The organism is Bradyrhizobium sp. USDA 3397 (assembly GCF_054060965.1).
The window spans coordinates 6960345-6979936 of the sequence record NZ_JBSSDS010000001.1; the positions used below are offsets into that span (position 1 = coordinate 6960345).

Genomic DNA, 19592 nt, shown 5'->3' on the forward strand with positions numbered 1-19592 from the left:
CCGGACATCCAGGCGCTAAGAGATCGGATCGGCAATCCGGAGCGGTTTACGGCGTCTCGAACGCCGGCCAGCACCCGTCTTCTTCATGCCTGCCGGTGCGCTGCTGGCACATGTTATCGAGCAGTGCCACGTCCTTCCAGACCGCGTTGCCGCCATACAATCGGACTGCATCGGCGGTCTGGATTTCCACGGTCCGCTCACAGCGGCGGCAGGAGACGCGCAGCACGTGGCGTTGAATCTCGGAGAGACGTCGCTGTCGCTTCTCGGCTCCGGTGGTGGCGACGCGAGGGTCTTTCAGGAACGCTTCCCAATATTCCGCCGGAAGCGGCGCATCCGGGGGCGCCGAGGAGGGATATCGCCTCCGAGCGGCTTCTGCGGCCAGCTTTTCCATCTGTTTTTGGGTCGGCATACGCCAGCTTGCGGGTCGATCGGTCATTCCGAATTAGAACATAACAAGAACAAATGTCGAGTCCGCTCGGACCCTCATCTTGAAAAAATCATCCTGTTGGAAGGGGCGCGGTGTCGGAACCAAGCCGGGCCGTTCGTCTTGAATCCGGCGTCAGTAATGGAGTTCCCCCGCGAATGGCTCCCCGCGCTAACTGGAAAGGCTTCCTGCGTCTTTCCCTCGTCACCTGTCCGGTAGCGCTCTATCCGGCCACGTCGGAATCCGAAAAAGTCTCGTTCAACCAGCTCAACCGAAAGACCGGCCACCGCATCAAGTACGCCAAGGTGGACGCTGATACCGGCGAGGAGGTTGACAACGAGGACATCGTCAAGGGCTACAAGGTCGACACCGACACATTCATCGAGGTGACGAAGGAGGAGCTCGAGAACGTCGCGCTGGAATCGACGCGAACGATCGAGATCGACGAGTTCGTCGACCGCAGCGAGATTGATCCCCGCTACCTGATCCGTCCCTACTATCTGCGTCCCGATGGCAAAGTCGGTCACGACGCTTTTGCCGTCATTCGGGAAACCATCCGAGAAATGAACAAGGTCGCGATCGGTCGCGTGGTGCTGACCAATCGCGAGCACATCATCGCGTTGGAGCCGCTCGACAAGGGACTAATGGGGACACTGCTGCGCTATCCCTACGAAGTCCGGTCCGCGGAGGAATATTTCGACGATATCCAGGACGTCAAAGTCACCAAGGACATGCTTGATCTCGCCAAGCACATCGTCAATCAGAAGGCAGGTCATTTCGAGCCGGAAAAGTTCGAAGACCAGTACGAAACCGCACTCATCGATCTCATCAACCAGAAGCGCGCCGGCAAACCCATCACCGCGAAAGCGCGCCCTCGAGGCGAGAACGTGGTGGACCTGATGGACGCGCTGCGTAAGAGCATCGGAAGAGACGCGGCGGCCGCGACAGAGGCCCCCAAGAAGCCAGGTAAAAAGCCGCGTGCGGCGGCCGGGCAGAAGGAAATGCTGATGCCGATCGCAGGCAAGAAGCCGGCGAAAGAGGCCGCGACGAAGAAGCCGGCGGCCAAACCGCAGCGGAAGTCGGCTTAGCGCCTCCTGAAGCAACCAGTGATGCCAGACGGCCGTTACGTCGTCGTCCGCGGCGGAGAGCGATATGGCTGCCCTGAAAAAGACTCCCAGGAGATCGGTGTTAAGCGCGGGCATTCTCGCCTACCGCAAGGGAGCGCGGGGGCTCGAGGTTCTGCTCGTTCATCCCGGCGGTCCGTTCTGGCGCAAGAAGGATGACGGCGCCTGGTCCATTCCGAAGGGCGAAATCGATGCCGCCGATGCTCCGGAAGACGTCGCTCGACGCGAGTTTGCCGAAGAACTCGGCCCGAGCGCTTCGATTGGTCCACTCCAGGCGCTAGGGGAAGTCCGACAGCGAGGAGGGAAGCGCGTCATCGCATTCGCCGGCCAGGGCCATTTTGATCCGGTGGCGCTGACTAGCAATACCTTCGATATCGAATGGCCGCCCCGAAGCGGTCGACGGCAGAGTTTTCCCGAAGTCGACCGCGCGGAATGGTTTGATATCGAGCTCGCGCGGACCAAGATGCTGTCCGCTCAAGCTGAGTTTCTCGATCGCCTTTTGGCGACCGCGTTTGAGGGCGCCGGGAAATGACGTTCAGGATTGGAATCATTTCGGACACGCACGGCCTGTTGAGGCCCGAGGCGGAACGAGGCCTGACGGGCGTCGATCACATCATTCATGCCGGCGACATCGGGCGTCCCGAGATCGTCGACGCGCTCCGCCGGATCGCGCCTGTCACGGCTATCCGTGGAAACGTGGACAATGGCGAGTGGGCCCGCGAATACCTCGACACGAAACTCGTACGCCTGGCGGGAAAGTCGATCTACGTTCTACATGACCTGAATTCGCTGCAGGCCGATCTTGGCACCGCCATCGACGTCATCGTCTCCGGGCATTCCCACGTGCCGAAGATCGACACGGTCGGTGGCGTTCTCTACCTGAATCCCGGCAGCGCGGGACCCCGGCGCTTCAAGCTGCCGATCACGCTTGCGACGCTCGAAGTCACGCCTGCGGGCGTGCGAGCGGAGATCCACGACCTTGGAGGCGACCGAGTCCCACCGCGGAGGGAATAGAGCGTGCACATTATTGCAGATAGTCTTTCTTCAGCCGATTAAGGTCGCCGGCAGCTACTTTGAGCTGGGCCGTGGATGGCGGCGTGTCGTCGTGCGGCCCCGGCGTGACATAGCTGTACGCGGCGGTGAGTTTGCCGCGATGGGCTGGATCGAGGGTTAGCAAGGCAAGCGCTTGCGCGCTGTAGTCGCCATAGTTCTTGCTGTCATAGTCCGTTATGGACGCCATGCTGTCACCCCGCGTCCGCCTGGATTTGACGATCAACTCCTTGCAGAGGCGTTCGATCACGCGGCGCAGACGCGTTGCTCCTTCTTTGCGCTGATCGCTGTCTTGAGAATTGATGAAAGGGCGCGCTTGGGCAAGCATGGTAGCGAGTGCATCATCCTGCCCCCGAATCTCAGTGCCAGCCACGGCGTTTTCGCGGACAATCTGAAACTGCGCTGCGCCACGATGTTCCCAGCGATGACCAATGTCTTTCCAGCTCTTATGGTCTTGCGTGATGACGATAACCTGCACGCTCGAATCCAAGAGAGCTTCGATTACGGAGGAAGCGAAGTTCGGGCGAAAATCGTCGTCACTCGTGAGGACCGGATCGTCAAGTACGACGAAGCCCGCTCCTCCTTCGATCGCTCGGGCCAGGAATAGCGCGAGGCCCAAGCAATGGAGCTGCGATTGGCTGAACACGGCCACGGCATCGCGAAGCTTGATATCGCTTCGATCATCTTTGGAAGAGAGTGCGACTTTCAAATCGACGGTGCGCCGCGTTTTCACTCCGCGCCGCTGCACCGCGCTGAAGAATGTCGGCTCGCCAGGACGGAGCCGTTCCCACCACGCCAGCACCTGAGCGCTTAGGTCGGCGAATTTCTCGTCAGCTACCTTGCCGCTGGCCGTGTCGATATCGCGAACGGCTCGTTCGATCGCTTTGACGACCTGTTCATGATGGCGGAATAGCTCAAGTGCAAGCCAGGCTGCTGAAGGCTTGCGGGCAAGCGCAATGAGTTCCTCCCATCCGCGAGTGTTCGTGCTCAGATCGACGGACGCCTTGAGTGTTGCGCTTATGCCGTCGATGGCCAGGCCGTAGCCGCTGGCGGCTGACTCAAGGTCAGCATAGTAATCTCGCAGACGATCCAAGCTTTGCGCGAGAGCAGTATCACGCCTCCAAGAAAACGGATCGCGCATCGCGTAGCTGATCTCGACCCTGATCGCTTCGATTAAGCGGCGATGCCGCATGTACGCGCGGAAAAACACGCGGGTCGCGGCGACCCAACGCGAGGTCCCCTCTTGGTCGGCCGACAACGTCGCGACGCGGGCTACGCGGAAGTCGCATTTGCGCCGCTCCGCAGCCAAAATACCCATGAACTTTGGCAAGGCGGCTTTGGCGGCGTCATTAAGCGCAACGAGCTTTGCGTCGGCGGCGCGGAGGGAGGCTAGCAACGCCTTCTCTGCACTTTGATAGGATTCGTTCGTGCGGAGCTGAGCATTTAGAAATACGACCCGCTCGGGAGTAACGGCATCGGCGGTACCACAAAGGGGACAGTCTGTCGGTTCGATGCAGTCGTGAACGGCAGGTATTGCAAGAGCGCTTTCGAACAGCGACACGAGACGGCGCGTCTCCTGTGAAATAGCAGCCTGCTCGCGTCGAAAAACGTCGACGGTGCTGGCAAGATCATCGGCAGGGGCATTCCACGGCGCAAGGGCTTTCCGAGCGAAGAGGTCGATTGGAAACGCTTGCGACCGCCTTGTCTCCAGCTCCGCACTCAGTTGTTGGATGCGTTCAGCCGGCGTTGGCTTAAGGGCGATCCCAATTGAGAAAAGCAGAGCCTCAACCGAGCGAGAAAGTGCCGCTCCAAGCGCTGGCTCAGTCTTGGTGTTGCGCATCGCTTTTGCGTGTGCGGCATGGCCTGGAATCGTGTCGAGAACGGCGAGTGCCTCGAGTTCAGTATTTTGCGGGGGCTTGAGACGGGATGATAGGCTCGCAACCGCAGACCGGAAGTCTTCGAGGTCTTGAGTGTCGAGCACCGCCCGAAAATATGCCGCGCGATCGGTGGGGGAGGCGGTAAAGACGTACGCCAAGGTGTGTTGGGCGAGCACAGGTGCGCGAAGCGGCGGATGAAGAAGACGAAGCCCTAATGTTCCTTCGACGTCGGATTCGGTGCACCGCACTCCGTCCATCTGGAGCGTACTTGTGCAAGCGGTGCTGCCGTCATAGTCGGAAGTCAAGGTTCGACGGAGGCGGTGGCTTACTCCATCCGGACACATGAACGTTGCTTCGACAAAAACCGAAACGGCAGCTGGAAGATGCGCATTTCGCAGGGATTGGGAAAATTCGTCCTTGGCGCTGGCGAGGAGCTCCCGCCTTGCGATGTGCCCCGTCATAAGGAACTCGATCGCTTCGGCTAGGCTCGTCTTGCCCTGGCTGTTGCCGCCCCAAAGAGCGGTGACGGTTTCTGGCAAGGTGAAGGATTGCGGACTTGCACCAAATCCGCGGAAGCCCTGAAGGTCGATCCTTTGAATGCGATGTTTCATTTCGTCGTTCGGCTTTTGGTGACGTGCTGATCCACGGCAGAAAGCATTCGTTCCTGAACAGTAGAAGATGGAGCGGTGAGCCAACTATCCAGCAGCGCTATGGCGAGACTGCCGTTCGTCAGGTTCGTGCGCAGCCGATCAAAGTTGGATGGTGCGGGGTCTGGTTGTGATCCAGGGGAAGAAGTTCTGTCAGACATTAAAGGGGACTCGCGTGCGTTAGCCCATGTCAGGGAACAACCGCAGGGCGAAGGGCCGCAAGCTAAAACTTGGCCGACGGCCGTTTCCTCCACAACCCGGCCACCTAACCTAAAGTAGCGATTGCAACATTATTCAATGATTTCAGTATATTAGCAGAAGCGGTGGCCGTTCTAATAGGCGCCGACTGTTCTTTTTGTTTTCCCTAGCCCGTCTGCGGACTTGCATATGGATGTGCTAGAAATTTTGCACAGTCGTCAGGATTACGCTGAACAGGTCAGGTTCTTATGCTTCGCTAAACGCAATCAACGAAGGCTTTGGCATCACGTATGAGTTCGTCGTAGTGATGATATCTATCTGTTGCATGCCGCGTTGGAGATGCAGCGCGCTTCGTCTATCCAAGGCATCCTGATCCTCCCCTAGTGAGAGTGATGGAGTATGTTGCCGGCCGCGCGCTCGTTAAAAGCAAAGGTCTTGGTCGAAGCGCGCCTGAGCGCATTGAGGTGCGGCACCAGCCCTTTTAGTCTGCGGGGCATTCCGGGCAGGTATCACCGATCGAATTCAGCACGTCGCGAACCTCGGCCGCCGCCGCGTCTGGGGAGACGCCTGCTGGCGGATCTCCGCGGGCGATATCAAGGGCCCGCTCCCGTGCATGCGGATCCGCGCGATCTTGCATCCAACCGTGTTCTTCGCACTCTCGGATGGCGCCCGCTTCCTGGAGCACCTGGTTCGCCCATCCGCGCAGCGTCCGTATCGAAGGCCTTCGTTCACGCGTCATCAGCATTGAGAAGCTCCTGATACGACGAATCCTTATGTCCGTCATTCGTTCCCCCCTGCTAACAGAAGGCTGGGATTCGCAATGACGAAAATAGCAAGGTTAGGGTGCAATGCGACCGCGAACTGCCCGCGTCTGGTTGCGCGCTTAACGTGAACAGCCGACCGAAGTCCGCATGCGATCCTAGGCGACGCCGCGGCAGTGGAAGAATTGTAAAGCGCTTCCTGATGCTCTAGATTCGAATCTCGTGGACCAACGTTCGCGACGAGCTCGCGGACTGCCTCGTCTTGGCTTTCCTGACCCTTCGTTTGGGCGCGTGCGGCTTCGCCGCACCGGGCTCTCGTGAACCGAGCCGCTTTGCGTCTCGGCCATTCGGCTTCGATCCCTCGCGCAAACACTGCGGAGCTCCTCGCCGGGGGCACTCGGGAAAGGGGCTCGCCTTCGGCGATCGCTATCACTGCCCCGTTCCCGGGTGCCGCTGTTAACCGGTCTCGTCGCTGCACTCGGACCGCGTGCCCCTTCGGGTCGCTATGCTCACGCTCTCCGGGTGCCATTTCGGTGGGGCGATGCGCATTCGCGCACGCCTGGCCTGGGCCTGAGGCCCAGGCAGTCAACGCGAAGTCCCATGGAGAACTGGGACCTTAGGCCGGTCGCCTCGCAGATTTCGCATTCTCTCACGCGTGCGTATGGGCGAGGGCCGAACCCAGCTGCCGTATGTCCCACGCCGTTCTTTCCCCGCGCAAGAGGCTGAGAGTAAGAGAGCTGATGGGTTTGCCGTGACGGGCCACAGGCTGCGAGAGAGGCTCGCGGCGCCCGTCGCGGAGACCCGCGATGTCCAGACATTATCCTCGGGCGCGTACCGGTGGGGACCGGGCAAGCCTTTATGACGAAATCCAACAAGATCATCGGTGAACTTGAGGCGGGCCGAGTACCGTGGGTGCAGCCTTGGGTGACCTGAGCCTCGGTATTTCCTCCAAAAATGGGTAGAGTCGATAACCCGGATTGGGGGATGGACGATGAAGAAGAGCCGGTTCACTGAAGAACAAATCATCGGGATTTTGCGAGAGCAGGAGGCAGGGGCTGCGACGGCTGACGTCTGCCGCAAGCATGGGATCAGCAGTGCGACCTCTACAAGTGGAAGGCGAAGTACGGCGGCCTGGAAGTGTCCGACGCCAAGCGGCTGAAGGCGCTGGAGGACGAGAATGCGAAGCTAAAGAAGCTTTTGGCTGAAGCGATGCTCGACAATGCCATGCTCAAGGACGTCGCTTCAAAAAAATGGTGACGCCCGCCGCCAGGCGAGAGGCCGTCGCTCACCTGCAGAGTGCGTTCGAGGTGAGCGAGCGACGGGCGTGTGCGGTGCTCGGGGTGGATCGCACCTCGTTCCGTTATCGAAGCAGCCGGCCGGCCGATGCCGCCGTGCGTGCCCGCCTTCGCGAGCTGGCGGCAGTCCGCCGACGGTTCGGCTATCGCCGCCTGCTCGTGCTGATGCGTCGCGAGGGTCTGACCATGAACCACAAGAAGTTCCGCCGCCTCTATCGTGAGGAACGGCTGCAGGTGCGCCGACGAGGCGGACGTAAACGGGCACTTGGCACACGGGCGCCGCTGACGATACCGCAGCGGGCCGAACCAGCGCTGGAGCCTCGACTTTCTGTCGGATGCCTTCGTCGATGGTCGGCGCTTCCGCATTCTTTCGGTCGTCGACGACTTTACCCGCGAATGCCTGGCGCTGGTCGCCGACACTTCCTTACCCGGCTTGCGTGTCGTGCGCGAGCTCGAGGCGATCGTCGCCCGGCGTGGCCGTCCGGCCATGTGTGTCTCAGACAACGGCACCGAGTTCACCGGTATGGCGGTTCTGCGCTGGTGCCAGGAGATCCGGATCGAGTGGCACTACATTGCGCCCGGCAAGCCAACGCAGAACCCCTTCATCGAGAGCTTCATGTATAGACGGCCCCGCGGATGCAAGGGATTTCAGCAGTACTTTGGATACCGGTCGGGTGCGTTCATGTATACGGCCTGTTTGTGCGACCGATGCCATGGCCGCTGGCCCTGATGGAGATCGCGGATCGAGGCCTCATCAACGGGTCGCGCTTGTTGCGCTTAAAGCTCTTCGGGCTTGCTCGATCCCCAGCTCCGCCGGTGTCCATCATGCTGTCATTTGCCCTCACACCATAACGTGGCCAACCCACGCGACATTCAGGTCGCGAGCTTAGGCCGATAGAATTCCCCGGTCGTCATCATCGCCCAGACGATCCGGGCCAACTTGTTGGCAACGGCGATGGCGACGACCATCGGTCGACGCCGTTCAAGCAAGGCTTCGATCCAGCCGCCTCCAACCCGGGAGCGTGCCTTTGGGTACCGAACGACGTTGCGTGCTCCGATGACAAGCAAGTGCCTGAGATAGGAATCGCCCTGCTTTGTTATGCGGCCGAGCCGGTCCTTCCCGCCGGTGGAATTCTGCTTAGGCGTCAGGCCAAGCCAGGCCGCGAACTCCCGCCCGGAGCGGAACATGGTCGCGTCCGGCACGGTCGCGGCGAGTGCCGTGGCCGTAATGGGACCGATCCCGGGAATCGAGGACAGCAACTTCGCCATCGGATTTACTTGCTGGATCTCAGCCAGTTCGCGCTCGATGGCCTCGACCTGCCGGTCCAATTCCTTCAGTTGGCTCACAAGGACGACCAGTGCGATGCGGGCGTGGGCCGGTAGCATCAGTTCTTCGTCATCCAACAAGTCCACTAGACCATCCACCCGTTGCCGGCCTTGCCCGACAATGATTCCGAACTCAGCAAAGTGAGCCCGAATGGCGCAAGCTGTCATGGTGCGTTGGCGGACCAGCAAGCCTCTTGCACGATGAAGCATCAAGAAGCCCTGGTTCTCGGCGCTCTTGATTGGAACGAACCGCATATTGGGACGACTGACCGCTTCGCAGATCGCGGCCGCGTCAGCGGCGTCATTCTTGGCTCCTCTTCGGAGGTAGGGTTTAACATAGGCTGGCGGAATCAATCTGACATCGTGTCCAAACTGCCGAATCTCCCGCGCCCAGTGGTGAGCAGTCGCGCAGGCTTCGATGCCGACCAGACAAGGTGCGAGCGAGGAGAAGAACGACACGATCTCGGCTCGCCGGAGACGTTGGCGACCGGCCACTTGGCCTTGGTCATCAACTGCATGGATGTGAAATACGTGCTTCGAAATATCCAACCCAATTGTGGCGGCTTCCATTGGTCAATTGCTCCTGTTAGCGGGTTCGTCCATCGCCAGTATATCGCCGGCGCCGAGGGAGCGGGGCCGTCTTCCCCATCAACGGCCGGCTGCGCGACGAGTTGCTCAACGAGACGCTGTTCACCTCGCTCTCACAGGCTCACGCCGTGCTGGCTGCATGGAAGGACGACTACAACAACGTTCGCCCACACAGTTCGCTCGGCGATCTCACGCCGAGCGAATTCATCGATCGCAGTGCTTGCGGACCGCAACGGGGCGAGGCGCTGCGCTATGCCGGGGGCTCCGCGCCCCACCCCGTTGCTTCACCGAGCCTATTGGGCTCAAATGTGACCTGCTCCCGCCAAATTAGGCCAGTCTGAACTGGAATTTTCCAATTATGATCCCACCGGGACGAGGAGAGTTCCATGAAGGCATCGAAGTTTTCGGAAGCGCAGATCGCGTTCGTTTTGAAGCAGGCGGAAGATGGCGCGGCAGTGGCGGAGGTCTGCCGCAAGGCCGGGATTAGTCAGGCGACGTATTTCAATTGGAAGAAGAAGTATGCGGGGCTGATGCCCTCTGAGATGAAGCGACTGCGCCAGCTTGAGGAGGAGAATGCCAAGCTGAAGCGGATTGTCGCCGACCTGTCCTGGGACAAGGCCATGCTGCAGGACGTGCTCTCAAAAAAGCTCTGAGGCCTGGCCGCAAGCGGGAGCTTGTCGACAAGGTGCGGAGCGACTGGAAGGTGTCGATCAGGCGGGCCTGTTCGACCCTTCGAATCGATCGCGCACTTTACGTCTACAAGTCGAAGCGCGGTGACCAGGCCGCCCTCAAAAATCGGATCAAGGACATCTGCGAGACGCGGGTGAGATACGGCTACCGCCGCGTCCATGTCCTGCTGCAACGTGACGGTTGGGCAATCAACGTCAAACGTGTCTATCGCCTTTACAGGGAGTTGCGCCTGCAATTGCGCAACAAAACGCCGAAGCGTCGTGTGAAGGCCAAGCTACGCGAGGCTAGGATGGAAGCAGGTCAAATCAATGAGACCTGGGCGATGGACTTCGTTCATGACCAGCTCGCCACCGGTCGCAAGATTCGCGTGCTTACCATTGTCGATACCTTCAGTCGCTTCTCTCCAGCCGTCGATCCGCGCTTCAGCTATCGAGGCGAGGATGTCGTGTTGACTTTGGAGCGCGTGTGCAAAACCGTCGGCTACCCCAAGACCATTCGGGTCGACCTGGGGTCGGAGTTCGTCTCCCGCGATCTCGACATCTGGGCTTACCAGAAGAATGTCGTTCTCGACTTCTCCAGGCCGGGCAAGCCGACGGACAACAGCTTCATCGAATCCTTCAACGGCAAGTTCAGAAACGAATGCCTGAACACGCACTGGTTCCTCAGTCTTGACGACGCTCGGCAGAAAATGGAGGATTGGCGTAGAGACTACAACGAAGTCCGCCCACACAGCGCGATTGGCAACAAGGCGCCGATATCGCTGTTGAATGGCTCATCGGCGCCCCCGCCGGCATGAGCCGAACCCGGAAAATTCCAGCTCTGGCTGGCCTAGTTTTGGGGAGCGTTTCAAATGTCACCGGGACTCTACTCATCGGTGGATGAAAGTTGGGGCTCAGGTCAGCCTGAACGTCGTCTTGCAACTATAGAAGTCCGATTGCGATCCGGCACGATGCGCAGATCGGAGTTGTCACGGTCAATTCTCGTCGCGGCCGCGTTCCTCAAGCAGCTGAGAGGCGGCAGACCGCCCAAAGCGTCCCTCGGACTTGAGAGCGCCGTTTGCTAGGCTCAAGCTCAGAGGCAAGAGGATCCCTAGGATCAAGCGTAAGGAGCTATTCTCGAAGCATGGTTTCCAAGACGCTCCGCTGGGCTGGGGGTAGCGTCGGAGCCACGAAAGCCAAATTACTTATTATGGATGAAACAAGATATCCTTCCTTCGCGATCTTGCGTAGGGAATCGAAGTCGGTTTCTTTACTCAACGGCAATCCTTTTTCGTTTAGCACACGCCCTTCGTTGTCCCGAGCGGGGACGAATCCCGAGTGCACCGCAATTACTTCCGACCGATTGTTCAGGACAGGCCCCCCGCCCGAACCGGGCTCTGAAAAAACCCCGTAGTGCAGGAGATTTGTCGTTCTGGCTAAAATCGATCCCCCTCGGAAATTGACCTTCTTTTCCGCGCCTTTTGGGTGATGAATAAGGCTGATCGAGTCCCCAATAAGAATTTTGCCGCCGCGGCTTAAATTTAACTTTCCGAACTTTGCCAGAGTCTCCCCTTGCTTAGATTCAGGCTTCACCGCCACGATCGTGTAGCCTGCAATCTCGCTGCTCACGAAAAACGCCTGCGGGTCCAAAGAAAATTCTGCCGGCACTCCCGCGTTGCCATTCTCGGAAGCTTCGGCTCTAAACTGGACAACGGCATTCTCCGCGGCCTCCTTATCGTGCAACACGTGATGCACCGTCATTAACAGGCGATCGGAGATCAGAAAGCCTGTTCCGCTGCCGAGTTTTCCAGCTATCTTTCCAACCGCATGCGAAGCTTTCAGAAACTTTTCAAGCTCGAACGGATTTAGGTCATCCGAACTTCGACCGACAATCTTCTCGGTCTCGACTGATGGGAGTTCCTGGTCGGACAGGCTGAGTAGAGCCTCCTTGTACGGGCTGCCAATAAGGTTGATTCTTGCATAAGCTTTGAGATTGCGCGTTTGCTCTTCGGCGGAGCCCTTCTCCAGTGTCTTGGCGATTATGTCGCGCACAAACTTTTGAGCTTCCAGTTCCACTTGATGTTCATGCTTAGCTTTTTCCAGCTTGTAGCTGTTCTCTACCTCTAGCTTTTTAACATCCACATCCCTTGTCGCTGTCGTCACGGCAGTGAACTGGGTGACATAATGTCCAGCGAGCGCACCAATAAGCGCTATAAGGGCGGCAGCTACAGTGGCGAGCTGTGGGGTCAGATACCTGCCGGACTCTGCCTTGGCATCCATTGTCCCGACCTCCCAATAGCTCTTCGTTACTTATGCTTCGGTTCTCGACCGTTCTTTGACAACCACATGGCGAGGGTCCACTCGGTCGATGCGCCCAAGCCGTGCTTCAGAGGAAGTGCGAGGCTGGCGCAAGCCTTCGAAAGCTATGCACCCATAGACGTATGCTGTTGGCAATATGCGCGCTATCGACTTCATACCAATGATAAATGGCGTTACCATTGCAGCCTCGCCCCGGGATTGCACGCGAACTCGAGCGGTCCGCCCGGCTTCCAATGGAGCTGCAGCGCTTAGCTCCTGCCGAAACCGAACTTCAGCAGGGCCTCGGTTGCCGCATCGGGACGATCGATAAACGGATTTCGGTTTCCCTGAGCCTTGAATATGAGCCAATTGCGGTGACGCTCATAAGTATCAATGGGATTCTCTTCGTGCCATCGCAACAGCACCGGAAGCCGATCGGCGGTGAGTTCGCGCCGAACGTTACCGACCTCTCCTGGATAGCGCATCAAAAAGTACAGCGTCGCGCGCGCCACGGCGCCCTTGCCGTGCTCGGGCTCGAACTTATCGTTCTCGCGACGGCCGCAGAGGTCCCGCTCGACCTCTTCCTCTGCTGGGAATTGCCAATAAGGAATGTTTCCGCGGAACGAATTGCAGCCCGGCTCGCAAGCGAAAAGATGGTGCAGGTCGGAACGCATCGGCTCTTCTTTGTCGAACCATGACTGCGGCACGACATGCTCGCAGTTCATCACTTCACCTGCCTCCTCGGCAGCATCGAACGCCTCGTCAGCCGCCAGCAACTGCTCAACTCGGCTCACGGTGGCCTCAACGCCGCGCGCCTCAAGGCGCGGGAGAACGATCGCAAGCTCGCGTGCAATCGCCTCAGCCGGATCGAGGGGTGTACCCGAATAGATATTATGAAGCTTCCCATCTTCCCTCAGGTCGACGGCCGGATAGAGAAACTTCAGGCGGGCATCGGCATATGAGTGTCGCTTGGAATGTGTCGTCTCAAGGTGCTTGCGAAGGTTTTCGAAAAGATTCTTGGGCCGAAGGCTCCAATCGATATTATCCCAATAGGCTTCAGCGGCCTCACTGTCTTCCTTGGCATCGTAGTAGGGCCCCTTGTGCCGGAATCTCTCAGCGAAGCGTTCCGCAGCTTCGCGTACGTTCTGGCCGCTGGCTTTGGCAACCGGCCCGTCCCGGTCAGGCCGAAGCGTCGTCGGTCCAGAAGCTGGCATAGGAGCTGGGCACCGTGCGGCGCGGTGCTGTGCCACCCCTTGCAATTGAAGTCCAGGACCACTTACCGGTCCGAATGAAAGCCGGAATAGCCAGGATGCGCCGCCATCAGCGTCCGCCTCCCTCGCCATCGGATGCGAAGCAGCCTTTTCGGCCGGAGCTCGCCACCCTGTGCCACCGAACAGATCCCATAATTCCAAGGGCCGCGGCGGCTGCGAACAGGCTTCCCATAGTGCACGCCTTTCCACCGTGAACTTGTTCGTCTTCACGTATTCGCGGTCGACGTACTCCATCAGGCTGCTAATACGTACGCCCTCGTTAGCGATCCATTCTATCTGATCGAGGTCATCTCGCCGGCCTGACCATGGCTGCCCGGTACGCGTAAGAATGCGCTTGCTGGCATCACGTTTGGGAACGCCGGCATGATGCAACGCCGCCATTTCCCACTGGTCGTTGAAAACGGGCGCCCCCGATGATCCCGGTTGCGTGTCAGCCTCATACTGGAGGAAAAAGTCTTCGATGGCGACGATCGTATTTTCGCGGACTGTTACCTGCATGCGTTCGCCGCTGGGGTGCTGAATGATATTGACGCGCTCACCCTTGATAGCCTTTCCGGAGCCGGCGATCAGAGGACACCAGCCGCGCGCCTCCAGCGGTTGCTTGGCTGCATTCTGGTTCTCAAGCGCTACAATCGAGATATCCAGCTCGGAATCTGTGATGAAGAAAACGTCAGGGCGCATTCGATAGAGATGCGGATCCCGCGCTGCGCCCGAAGCGGTCGTCAGATACTCGAACTGTGCGAGGCTTCCGCTGGCCGTGTCCTCATCGGGCAGCACGTGATTGTTAGTCAGGAAGAGCTGGGGCGAGATGAGCACGCCCGAACCATAGCCCTGAAGATAGCCGCCCACGCCGCGTATTTCGACGCGAGCGACCGCACGGGCCGCAATCAAACCGCGCTCGAAAAACTCAATTCCGAAAAGCTGGCTCTGCTTGATCACCCGCTCAAGTGCCACGAGGGCCGTATTGTCGCGATTGACCAGCCGCTCGGCTGCATCATACTCGCCGATGCGCGTCAGTCTCCGTCGAAGACGGCTAGGTTCTTCGATCTTGAGCAAGTCGGGCGTTCCACCCGTCTCGAGCTTTCTCAGCTCGCTGACAACAGCTTCACGTTGCGGCTTGGCGCGTTTCCAACGTTGCTCCGCAGCCTCAATTTGTGACTCGATCGTCGACATACATTTCCCTCGCAAAGGATCATTGGGAACAATCGAAGACAGTTGCGGCAATGAAGAATTCAACCTTGTGGTCTTCCTTGAAGGCGGGGACCAGCGCCTTTTAGGAGTCTTGTCAGCTTCGTCCAGGTGATCTTGTCTAAGGAGCGATTTCGACACTCGCTGCTTATCATTGCGCTCACGGAAAGCAGGTGGCCAAGATGGAATGCAAGAAAATAGGTACTCAGGAAAATCGGATAATAGAAAAACCATCGGCTCTGCGGCCGCAGAACGCCAAGCTCCTTCGGTTAATCTAAAGAGCCAATGGCACTCAGCTCAGCCCCAATTGTTATCACTCTTTCCGGGTCTCAGACCAAAATACAACCATGGTTGGTTTTCCGATGCAATAGTGCTTGGACCAATCCGGACAAAAAATCGGCCAACTAGGTCTTATTGCTTCGTGCGGACGACCCGCAAAGATCGCAAGCATCACCACAGTCTGCAGCTGACCGATTAGGAAGAGGCTGGCGGAGTAGAGCCGGTGAGTTTGCAGATTGACTTTCGCTCTATAAAACCGAAAATCCGTGTCGGTAGAGAACGGCAAGACCAGCAACTGCCCAACCTCATGTCACGATCTTCTCTTCGCACTAAGGAGTGCGTTGGCAACAAACCCAAAATATGCGGAACCGCCAATGTCAGAAGATGAGAACGAGGAGCAATATTCCGAGAGGTCCGTCACACTCAACACCCACAACCGCACGGGGAGTTTCCGTGTAGGAACTCGAGGTGGCCAACTGCGGGTCATGACACTGTCGCCCGGCTGTCATATCCGGGTTTACGGCGCTCGGTTAAATACAACCATCGAAGACGTTATAACGGTCGATGTGCCGCCAAACGATCGCGGCAGTCTTGAGATCACGCAGGTCAAAAACTACGGCAGCGCCTTCTACGAGTCCTGGATTGTCGTCGTCAGTCAGGGAGCGAGCAGCGGCGGGGGCGATAACTAAGGATACGGAAGCCGTTCTTCGCTGAATTTGTCATTTCATAGACGTTGCCGGGGAAGCTCATGCTGAAACCGTTTATTCTGTTGGCCGCGCTCCTTGCGGCAGGCCCCGCCTACAGCCAGCAGTTTCGTACCATCGTCCTGATGTCCTGGAACGTCGAAAATCTATTCGACACGCAAGACGATCCCGCCAACCCGTTCGACAACACCTATCTGCCGCTCAGCGTCAAGCAGAGCCGGCCCGACCACGCCCAGCATTGCCAGACGCACTTCGACATCCCGACTTTCCGTCGTGAATGCATGACGATCGACTGGACCGAAGAGAAGCTGCGCAAGAAGCTCTCGGATATCGCGGGCGTGATCCGGGCGGTCCAGCCCCAGCCCGACATAGTCATTCTCCCCGAACTTGAAAACCCGGCGATCCTCACCAGACTAAATACCGAATTTCTGTCGGGCCTCGGATACACCGTCGAAGTCGAACTGAACTCCACCGTTGTCGATCTCGACCGGGGTATTGATGTTGGCATCCTCTCCCGATTGCCACTGGCCGGTACGCCACGTGCGCACAAGATCGACTTCAGAAACGACAAGGAGGAATGCCGCGCAACGCGCGACATCACAGAAGCTCCTTTTCAGTTGCCTGACGGGAAGACGCTTCACCTGTTTGCGGTGCATTTCCCGTCCGGCGGCAACCCGCTGCGTTGCCGCGAGCATGCGATGCGCACACTTAATGAGCTCAGCTCAGCGCTGCTCGAAGATGCGGTCGCTGTTGCGGGCGGGGATTTCAATTTCCCCTGCAACGAGGCGCAGAGTGATCTGTTCGACCGTATGCTGACGGAAGGCCGCTGGATCGCCCCGCCTGAAGTCAAAAAGGGCTGCTCCCCGCCCGGCTCCAACAAATTCCGCAACTCGCGGCCCGGTGGTAGGAGCTGGTTCACCTGGTCGTTCCTCGATTTCTTTCTCACTTCAGAGACGCTCTCGACCGAGCGGCCATCCCCAAGTGGCTGGTTTGTCAATCTGGGAAGCTTCCGTACCGCGGTAGTCTCGCCCGCGCAGGTAGAAACGAACCAGGGCTTTGTTTCCCCGCGACGCTATGATTTCGACAACTCTACCGGCATATCCGATCACTGGCCTGTCCTTATCGACCTCGTGACGCGGCCTCAGGGTCCGTGAAAGGCCGCGACCTCATTGGCGCTTCAACCCATCTGGCGCAAAATGCTCAGGCTGGTGTTACCGCTGCTCTGGAAGTCTCAGCGGGCGGGTGCGATCCAGGTGGTTGAGAACGCGTCTCAGCGACTGGATGTTGAAATGATCACAAAGCTGAGCGTCGAGCACGCGCTGCGTGAATGGGGATAGCCACCAGCTCATGACCGGCTGATACAAAGCGACACGGCTTCGCCTGTCCTTGACGGGGGGCTCGCCGCAGAACCTGGCATCGCTCGCAACGTTCACCGCACGGCGAACCCGAATAGCAATGAGGCTGCCTTTTAGCTGCTCATAGGCCCGCTCAAGCGCTCCTTCCTTATGTCCAGAGCGAAGACTGTAGAGTGTCGTCAGGGGCTCGGTAATCCAGGAGAGCATCTGCGCATAAGATCTTTCCGGAGGAAACTCCAGATAGGAGTTCAGGATCGGCGTCAGCTCGCTCTGCGCAAAAGGCCGACCCGCTCTCATCACTGCTTTTCCGAACCAGGGATCATTGGTCAGGTAGAGGACTTTGGGCTTGATCTGTCTGGCCCGGAGATAGGGCACAAGCCTCATGATCGTTTCGAGACCGCTGTTATCGAAATAACCTCCATCAACGACGTGGTCGGTTGCCTTGCCCTTGAAGCGCAAAGTGCCCGCGGGCGACACGACAGGAAACCGCGCGCTCAGAACGGCGGCGGTGGAAAAGCGAATGTCGGCCGCCTCTTCAAGACCGGGCCAGATGCAGCTTTCCATCTGATCGGCGGCAGGTTCATTGGGGGTGAAGGGGTTTCTCGCATAGAGCTCGAAGAGATTCTGGCCGAGCACCGAGAGCATCGGACAGTTGGCGCGGTCCTGCGGGGAGACCGCGAGCTGCAGATCCGAAACAAGAATCGGCCGCCCATTGTCCATCGACGTCGCATTGAGCAGGAGCAGTGGAGTCCATCGCTCATCCTGCCGCGGATAGCCAAAGGGCCGGCAGAAACCGCGAAGATCTTCGCGCCCGCCGCAGGCGGTCCTGCTACCGTGCACGACGGCATTGTAGTGCCTCTCGATGCCCTGCTCGAGAAGGGTTGCGCGGTCGCTTGGGGACAGCAACGCGAAGTGGTCCCTGAAGGACAGGCCCACAATGACCGGCGAGAGATAGTCGCCCGAGGCCAGAAGCTGAAGGCAGGCGCGCCAGCTCGCCGTCGGATCGCGCCTGGTCCCCGTCGAAAGGCTGTCGCCGGCACCAAACCAGATCGGATCCGTATGACGGCACGGCGCGGCGCCGTCCTTTGCCTCAGTCAAGGCGGTTCGGAAGGCCGCCGCGCCCACGGCGCCACCCGAAACGCCGGAGATCGCGAAAACCGACTGAGCGAAATTGACGTGCTTCTCCGATCCGCGGGTCGCGTCAAGAAGCGCTCCAAGGACAGTTGCCGTGAAGAAAGCCGCGCGGCTGGCGCCGCCTTCCGTCGCAACGAGGACCATGCGGCAATCTTCAGGTTTGTCGGCGCAGCCGTTCAGCTCCATCCAGCGGTCGATCATCTGATCGAGATGAGCCTGCCGCGGCACGTCCCTCGGCGCACCGCCGGCCTGCGCAACAGTGGGGGAAGTCAGACCGAGAGTCCTCATATCGTGATAATGTGTGGCGTAGGACGAGGCGATGAAGAGCGCCACGACCGCCGTTATGCCCACCGCCCAGCGGATGCCTCTGCGAATTCCCAGGCTGTGCGACAGGCGGGACAGTCCGTCGATAAGCGGTAGCGGGCTTCCCACCAGGACGGGGATCAGGGAGGCGCGGCTTGTCCAGTCCGTGAGCTCGAACGGCCAGTAAAAGGCCCAACCGAAAATAAACGCCATCGCGGTCAGGTTGGCGAGACGGAGCTTTGCAACAGCGGTTGAACGAAGCCGGGCCGCGATCTGATCTGCGGACACCATGAAAAGGAAGAACAAGGCCGCCGCGGCGCCGACGATTCCTTCCAACCTTCCGAGGCGTGCGAGTGACTCTGATACTTCGGACAACGAATAGGCCGCCGCGGGCGGAGGGACCGCGTCCCTAGCCGCAATTGCCGCTTCCCAGTTACCGATGTCCGAATCCGTGGCGTAGCCCATGCACAGGCGGAGCCGTTCGATATCCGCAATCTGCTCACAATAAAGAACGTCGAGCCGGGACAGCCATGTGGCCCATATGACAATCGCGAAGGGGAGCACGCCAAGGAGGATCGGAATGAAGCCATCGATAGCCGGGGCTCGCGGCAGCCAGCGGCTCTTCATTGAGGGCGGGAGGCCGTCGTCGGCCAGGGTTTCGATGAAGCGCGCAGCCGGGTTGCGCGAAACCGCAAAGCGTGCCGACTGCCACACCTGCAGGGCCCAAACCATTGTCAGTAGAAGGACGTATTTGAAGAGTCCCGCGCTGCCGGTGCGGTCATTGAAAAGATCACGGGCTTCCTGAAATCGGGAAAGCAGTACGAAGCCAATCAAAAGGCTCGCCACGGAAAGCTTGCACGCCCAGATCCGGGAAAGAACCACTCGAAAGAGCGTTCGCAAGGTGCAGCAGGAATCGGACCAATATCGAGGCAGCGCTTCCAAGCCAACAAAAGCCATGCGGTATTCCATCAATATCAATCTTGAAAAGCAGCGTAGGCAGCATAGCGCGAACAAGGTCATCCTAACAGGAATGAACGCGCCGGCTTCGCCGGCCGGGCTGTCGTGAACGGAGCCGCAAGCGGCGTCTCCGCCATCCGGCTTC

General features: G+C 59.0%; 13 protein-coding genes and 3 pseudogenes. 9 read left to right on the forward strand and 7 right to left on the reverse strand.

From position 1 onward, the window contains the following. Nucleotides 1-46: 46 nt before the first annotated feature. Complete coding sequence (locus ACVWYQ_RS32210; RefSeq protein ID WP_456726856.1) at nt 47-436, reverse strand: hypothetical protein; 390 nt, start codon at nt 434-436, stop codon at nt 47-49. A gap of 146 nt (nt 437-582) precedes the next feature. Between ACVWYQ_RS32210 and ku the strand changes: the two genes are divergently transcribed. The 3 genes from ku to ACVWYQ_RS32225 all read left to right on the forward strand — a co-directional run bounded on the left by ku (nt 583) and on the right by ACVWYQ_RS32225 (nt 2562). Beyond that, complete coding sequence (gene ku / locus ACVWYQ_RS32215) at nt 583-1512, forward strand: non-homologous end joining protein Ku (RefSeq protein WP_456726857.1); 930 nt, start codon at nt 583-585, stop codon at nt 1510-1512. A 64-nt stretch (nt 1513-1576) separates the two neighbouring features. After that, a complete protein-coding gene (locus tag ACVWYQ_RS32220) occupies nt 1577-2080 on the forward strand; it encodes an NUDIX domain-containing protein (protein ID WP_456726858.1) in 504 nt (167 codons plus the stop codon). Further along, nucleotides 2077-2562 (forward strand): metallophosphoesterase family protein, encoded by a 486-nt coding sequence (locus tag ACVWYQ_RS32225; RefSeq protein WP_456726859.1) that lies wholly within the window; start codon nt 2077-2079, stop codon nt 2560-2562. The genes ACVWYQ_RS32220 and ACVWYQ_RS32225 overlap by 4 nt, the downstream gene beginning before the upstream one ends. A 10-nt stretch (nt 2563-2572) precedes the next feature. Here the strand turns inward: ACVWYQ_RS32225 and ACVWYQ_RS32230 are convergent, their stop codons facing one another. Both ACVWYQ_RS32230 and ACVWYQ_RS32235 read right to left on the reverse strand, forming a co-directional pair. Next, on the reverse strand, nt 2573-5086 hold the full coding sequence (locus ACVWYQ_RS32230; protein ID WP_456726860.1) for an AAA family ATPase: 2514 nt from the start codon (nt 5084-5086) through the stop codon (nt 2573-2575). Nucleotides 5087-5801: 715 nt separating this feature from the next. Next, nucleotides 5802-6065 (reverse strand): hypothetical protein, encoded by a 264-nt coding sequence (locus ACVWYQ_RS32235; protein ID WP_456726861.1) that lies wholly within the window; start codon nt 6063-6065, stop codon nt 5802-5804. 822 nt (nt 6066-6887) lie between these two features. On the opposite strand from ACVWYQ_RS32235, the pseudogene ACVWYQ_RS32240 reads away from it, so the two are divergent. After that, nucleotides 6888-7005: pseudogene (locus tag ACVWYQ_RS32240) on the forward strand (ArdC-like ssDNA-binding domain-containing protein); the annotation flags it as partial. Nucleotides 7006-7072: 67 nt separating this feature from the next. Continuing rightward, nucleotides 7073-7992, forward strand: a pseudogene (locus ACVWYQ_RS32245) (IS3 family transposase); the annotation flags it as partial. Nucleotides 7993-8249: 257 nt separating this feature from the next. Here ACVWYQ_RS32245 and ACVWYQ_RS32250 read toward each other — a convergent pair. Beyond that, nucleotides 8250-9272 carry an IS110 family RNA-guided transposase gene (locus tag ACVWYQ_RS32250; RefSeq protein WP_456726862.1) on the reverse strand — a complete coding sequence of 341 codons (1023 nt, stop codon included), beginning with the start codon at nt 9270-9272 and terminating at the stop codon, nt 8250-8252. Between the two features lie 80 nt (nt 9273-9352). Here ACVWYQ_RS32250 and ACVWYQ_RS32255 point away from each other — a divergent pair. Next, nucleotides 9353-9631: pseudogene (locus tag ACVWYQ_RS32255) on the forward strand (integrase core domain-containing protein); the annotation flags it as partial. Between the two features lie 45 nt (nt 9632-9676). Continuing rightward, nucleotides 9677-10776 (forward strand): IS3 family transposase gene (locus tag ACVWYQ_RS32260; RefSeq protein WP_456726863.1). Its coding sequence is split into 2 segments (ribosomal slippage): nt 9677-9929 and nt 9929-10776, totalling 1101 coding nucleotides; the frame shifts between segments, so codons are not numbered across the junction. Between the two features lie 313 nt (nt 10777-11089). Here ACVWYQ_RS32260 and ACVWYQ_RS32265 read toward each other — a convergent pair. Together ACVWYQ_RS32265 and ACVWYQ_RS32270 are read right to left on the reverse strand one after the other, a co-directional pair. Further along, nucleotides 11090-12238: a trypsin-like serine peptidase gene (locus ACVWYQ_RS32265; RefSeq protein WP_456726864.1), complete on the reverse strand. Its 1149-nt coding sequence runs from the start codon at nt 12236-12238 to the stop codon at nt 11090-11092. Between the two features lie 287 nt (nt 12239-12525). Beyond that, entirely contained in the window at nt 12526-14700 is a 2175-nt protein-coding gene (locus ACVWYQ_RS32270) for an endonuclease (RefSeq protein ID WP_456726865.1), read from the reverse strand. Between the two features lie 668 nt (nt 14701-15368). Here ACVWYQ_RS32270 and ACVWYQ_RS32275 point away from each other — a divergent pair. Together ACVWYQ_RS32275 and ACVWYQ_RS32280 are read left to right on the forward strand one after the other, a co-directional pair. Beyond that, nucleotides 15369-15683: a hypothetical protein gene (locus ACVWYQ_RS32275; protein WP_456726866.1), complete on the forward strand. Its 315-nt coding sequence runs from the start codon at nt 15369-15371 to the stop codon at nt 15681-15683. Nucleotides 15684-15742: 59 nt separating this feature from the next. Next, nucleotides 15743-16852, forward strand: a complete 1110-nt coding sequence (locus ACVWYQ_RS32280) for an endonuclease/exonuclease/phosphatase family protein (RefSeq protein ID WP_456726867.1) — start codon at nt 15743-15745, stop codon at nt 16850-16852. Between the two features lie 57 nt (nt 16853-16909). On the opposite strand, the gene ACVWYQ_RS32285 is transcribed toward ACVWYQ_RS32280, so the two are convergent. After that, nucleotides 16910-19459 carry a hypothetical protein gene (locus tag ACVWYQ_RS32285; protein WP_456726868.1) on the reverse strand — a complete coding sequence of 850 codons (2550 nt, stop codon included), beginning with the start codon at nt 19457-19459 and terminating at the stop codon, nt 16910-16912. Nucleotides 19460-19592 lie beyond the last annotated feature (133 nt).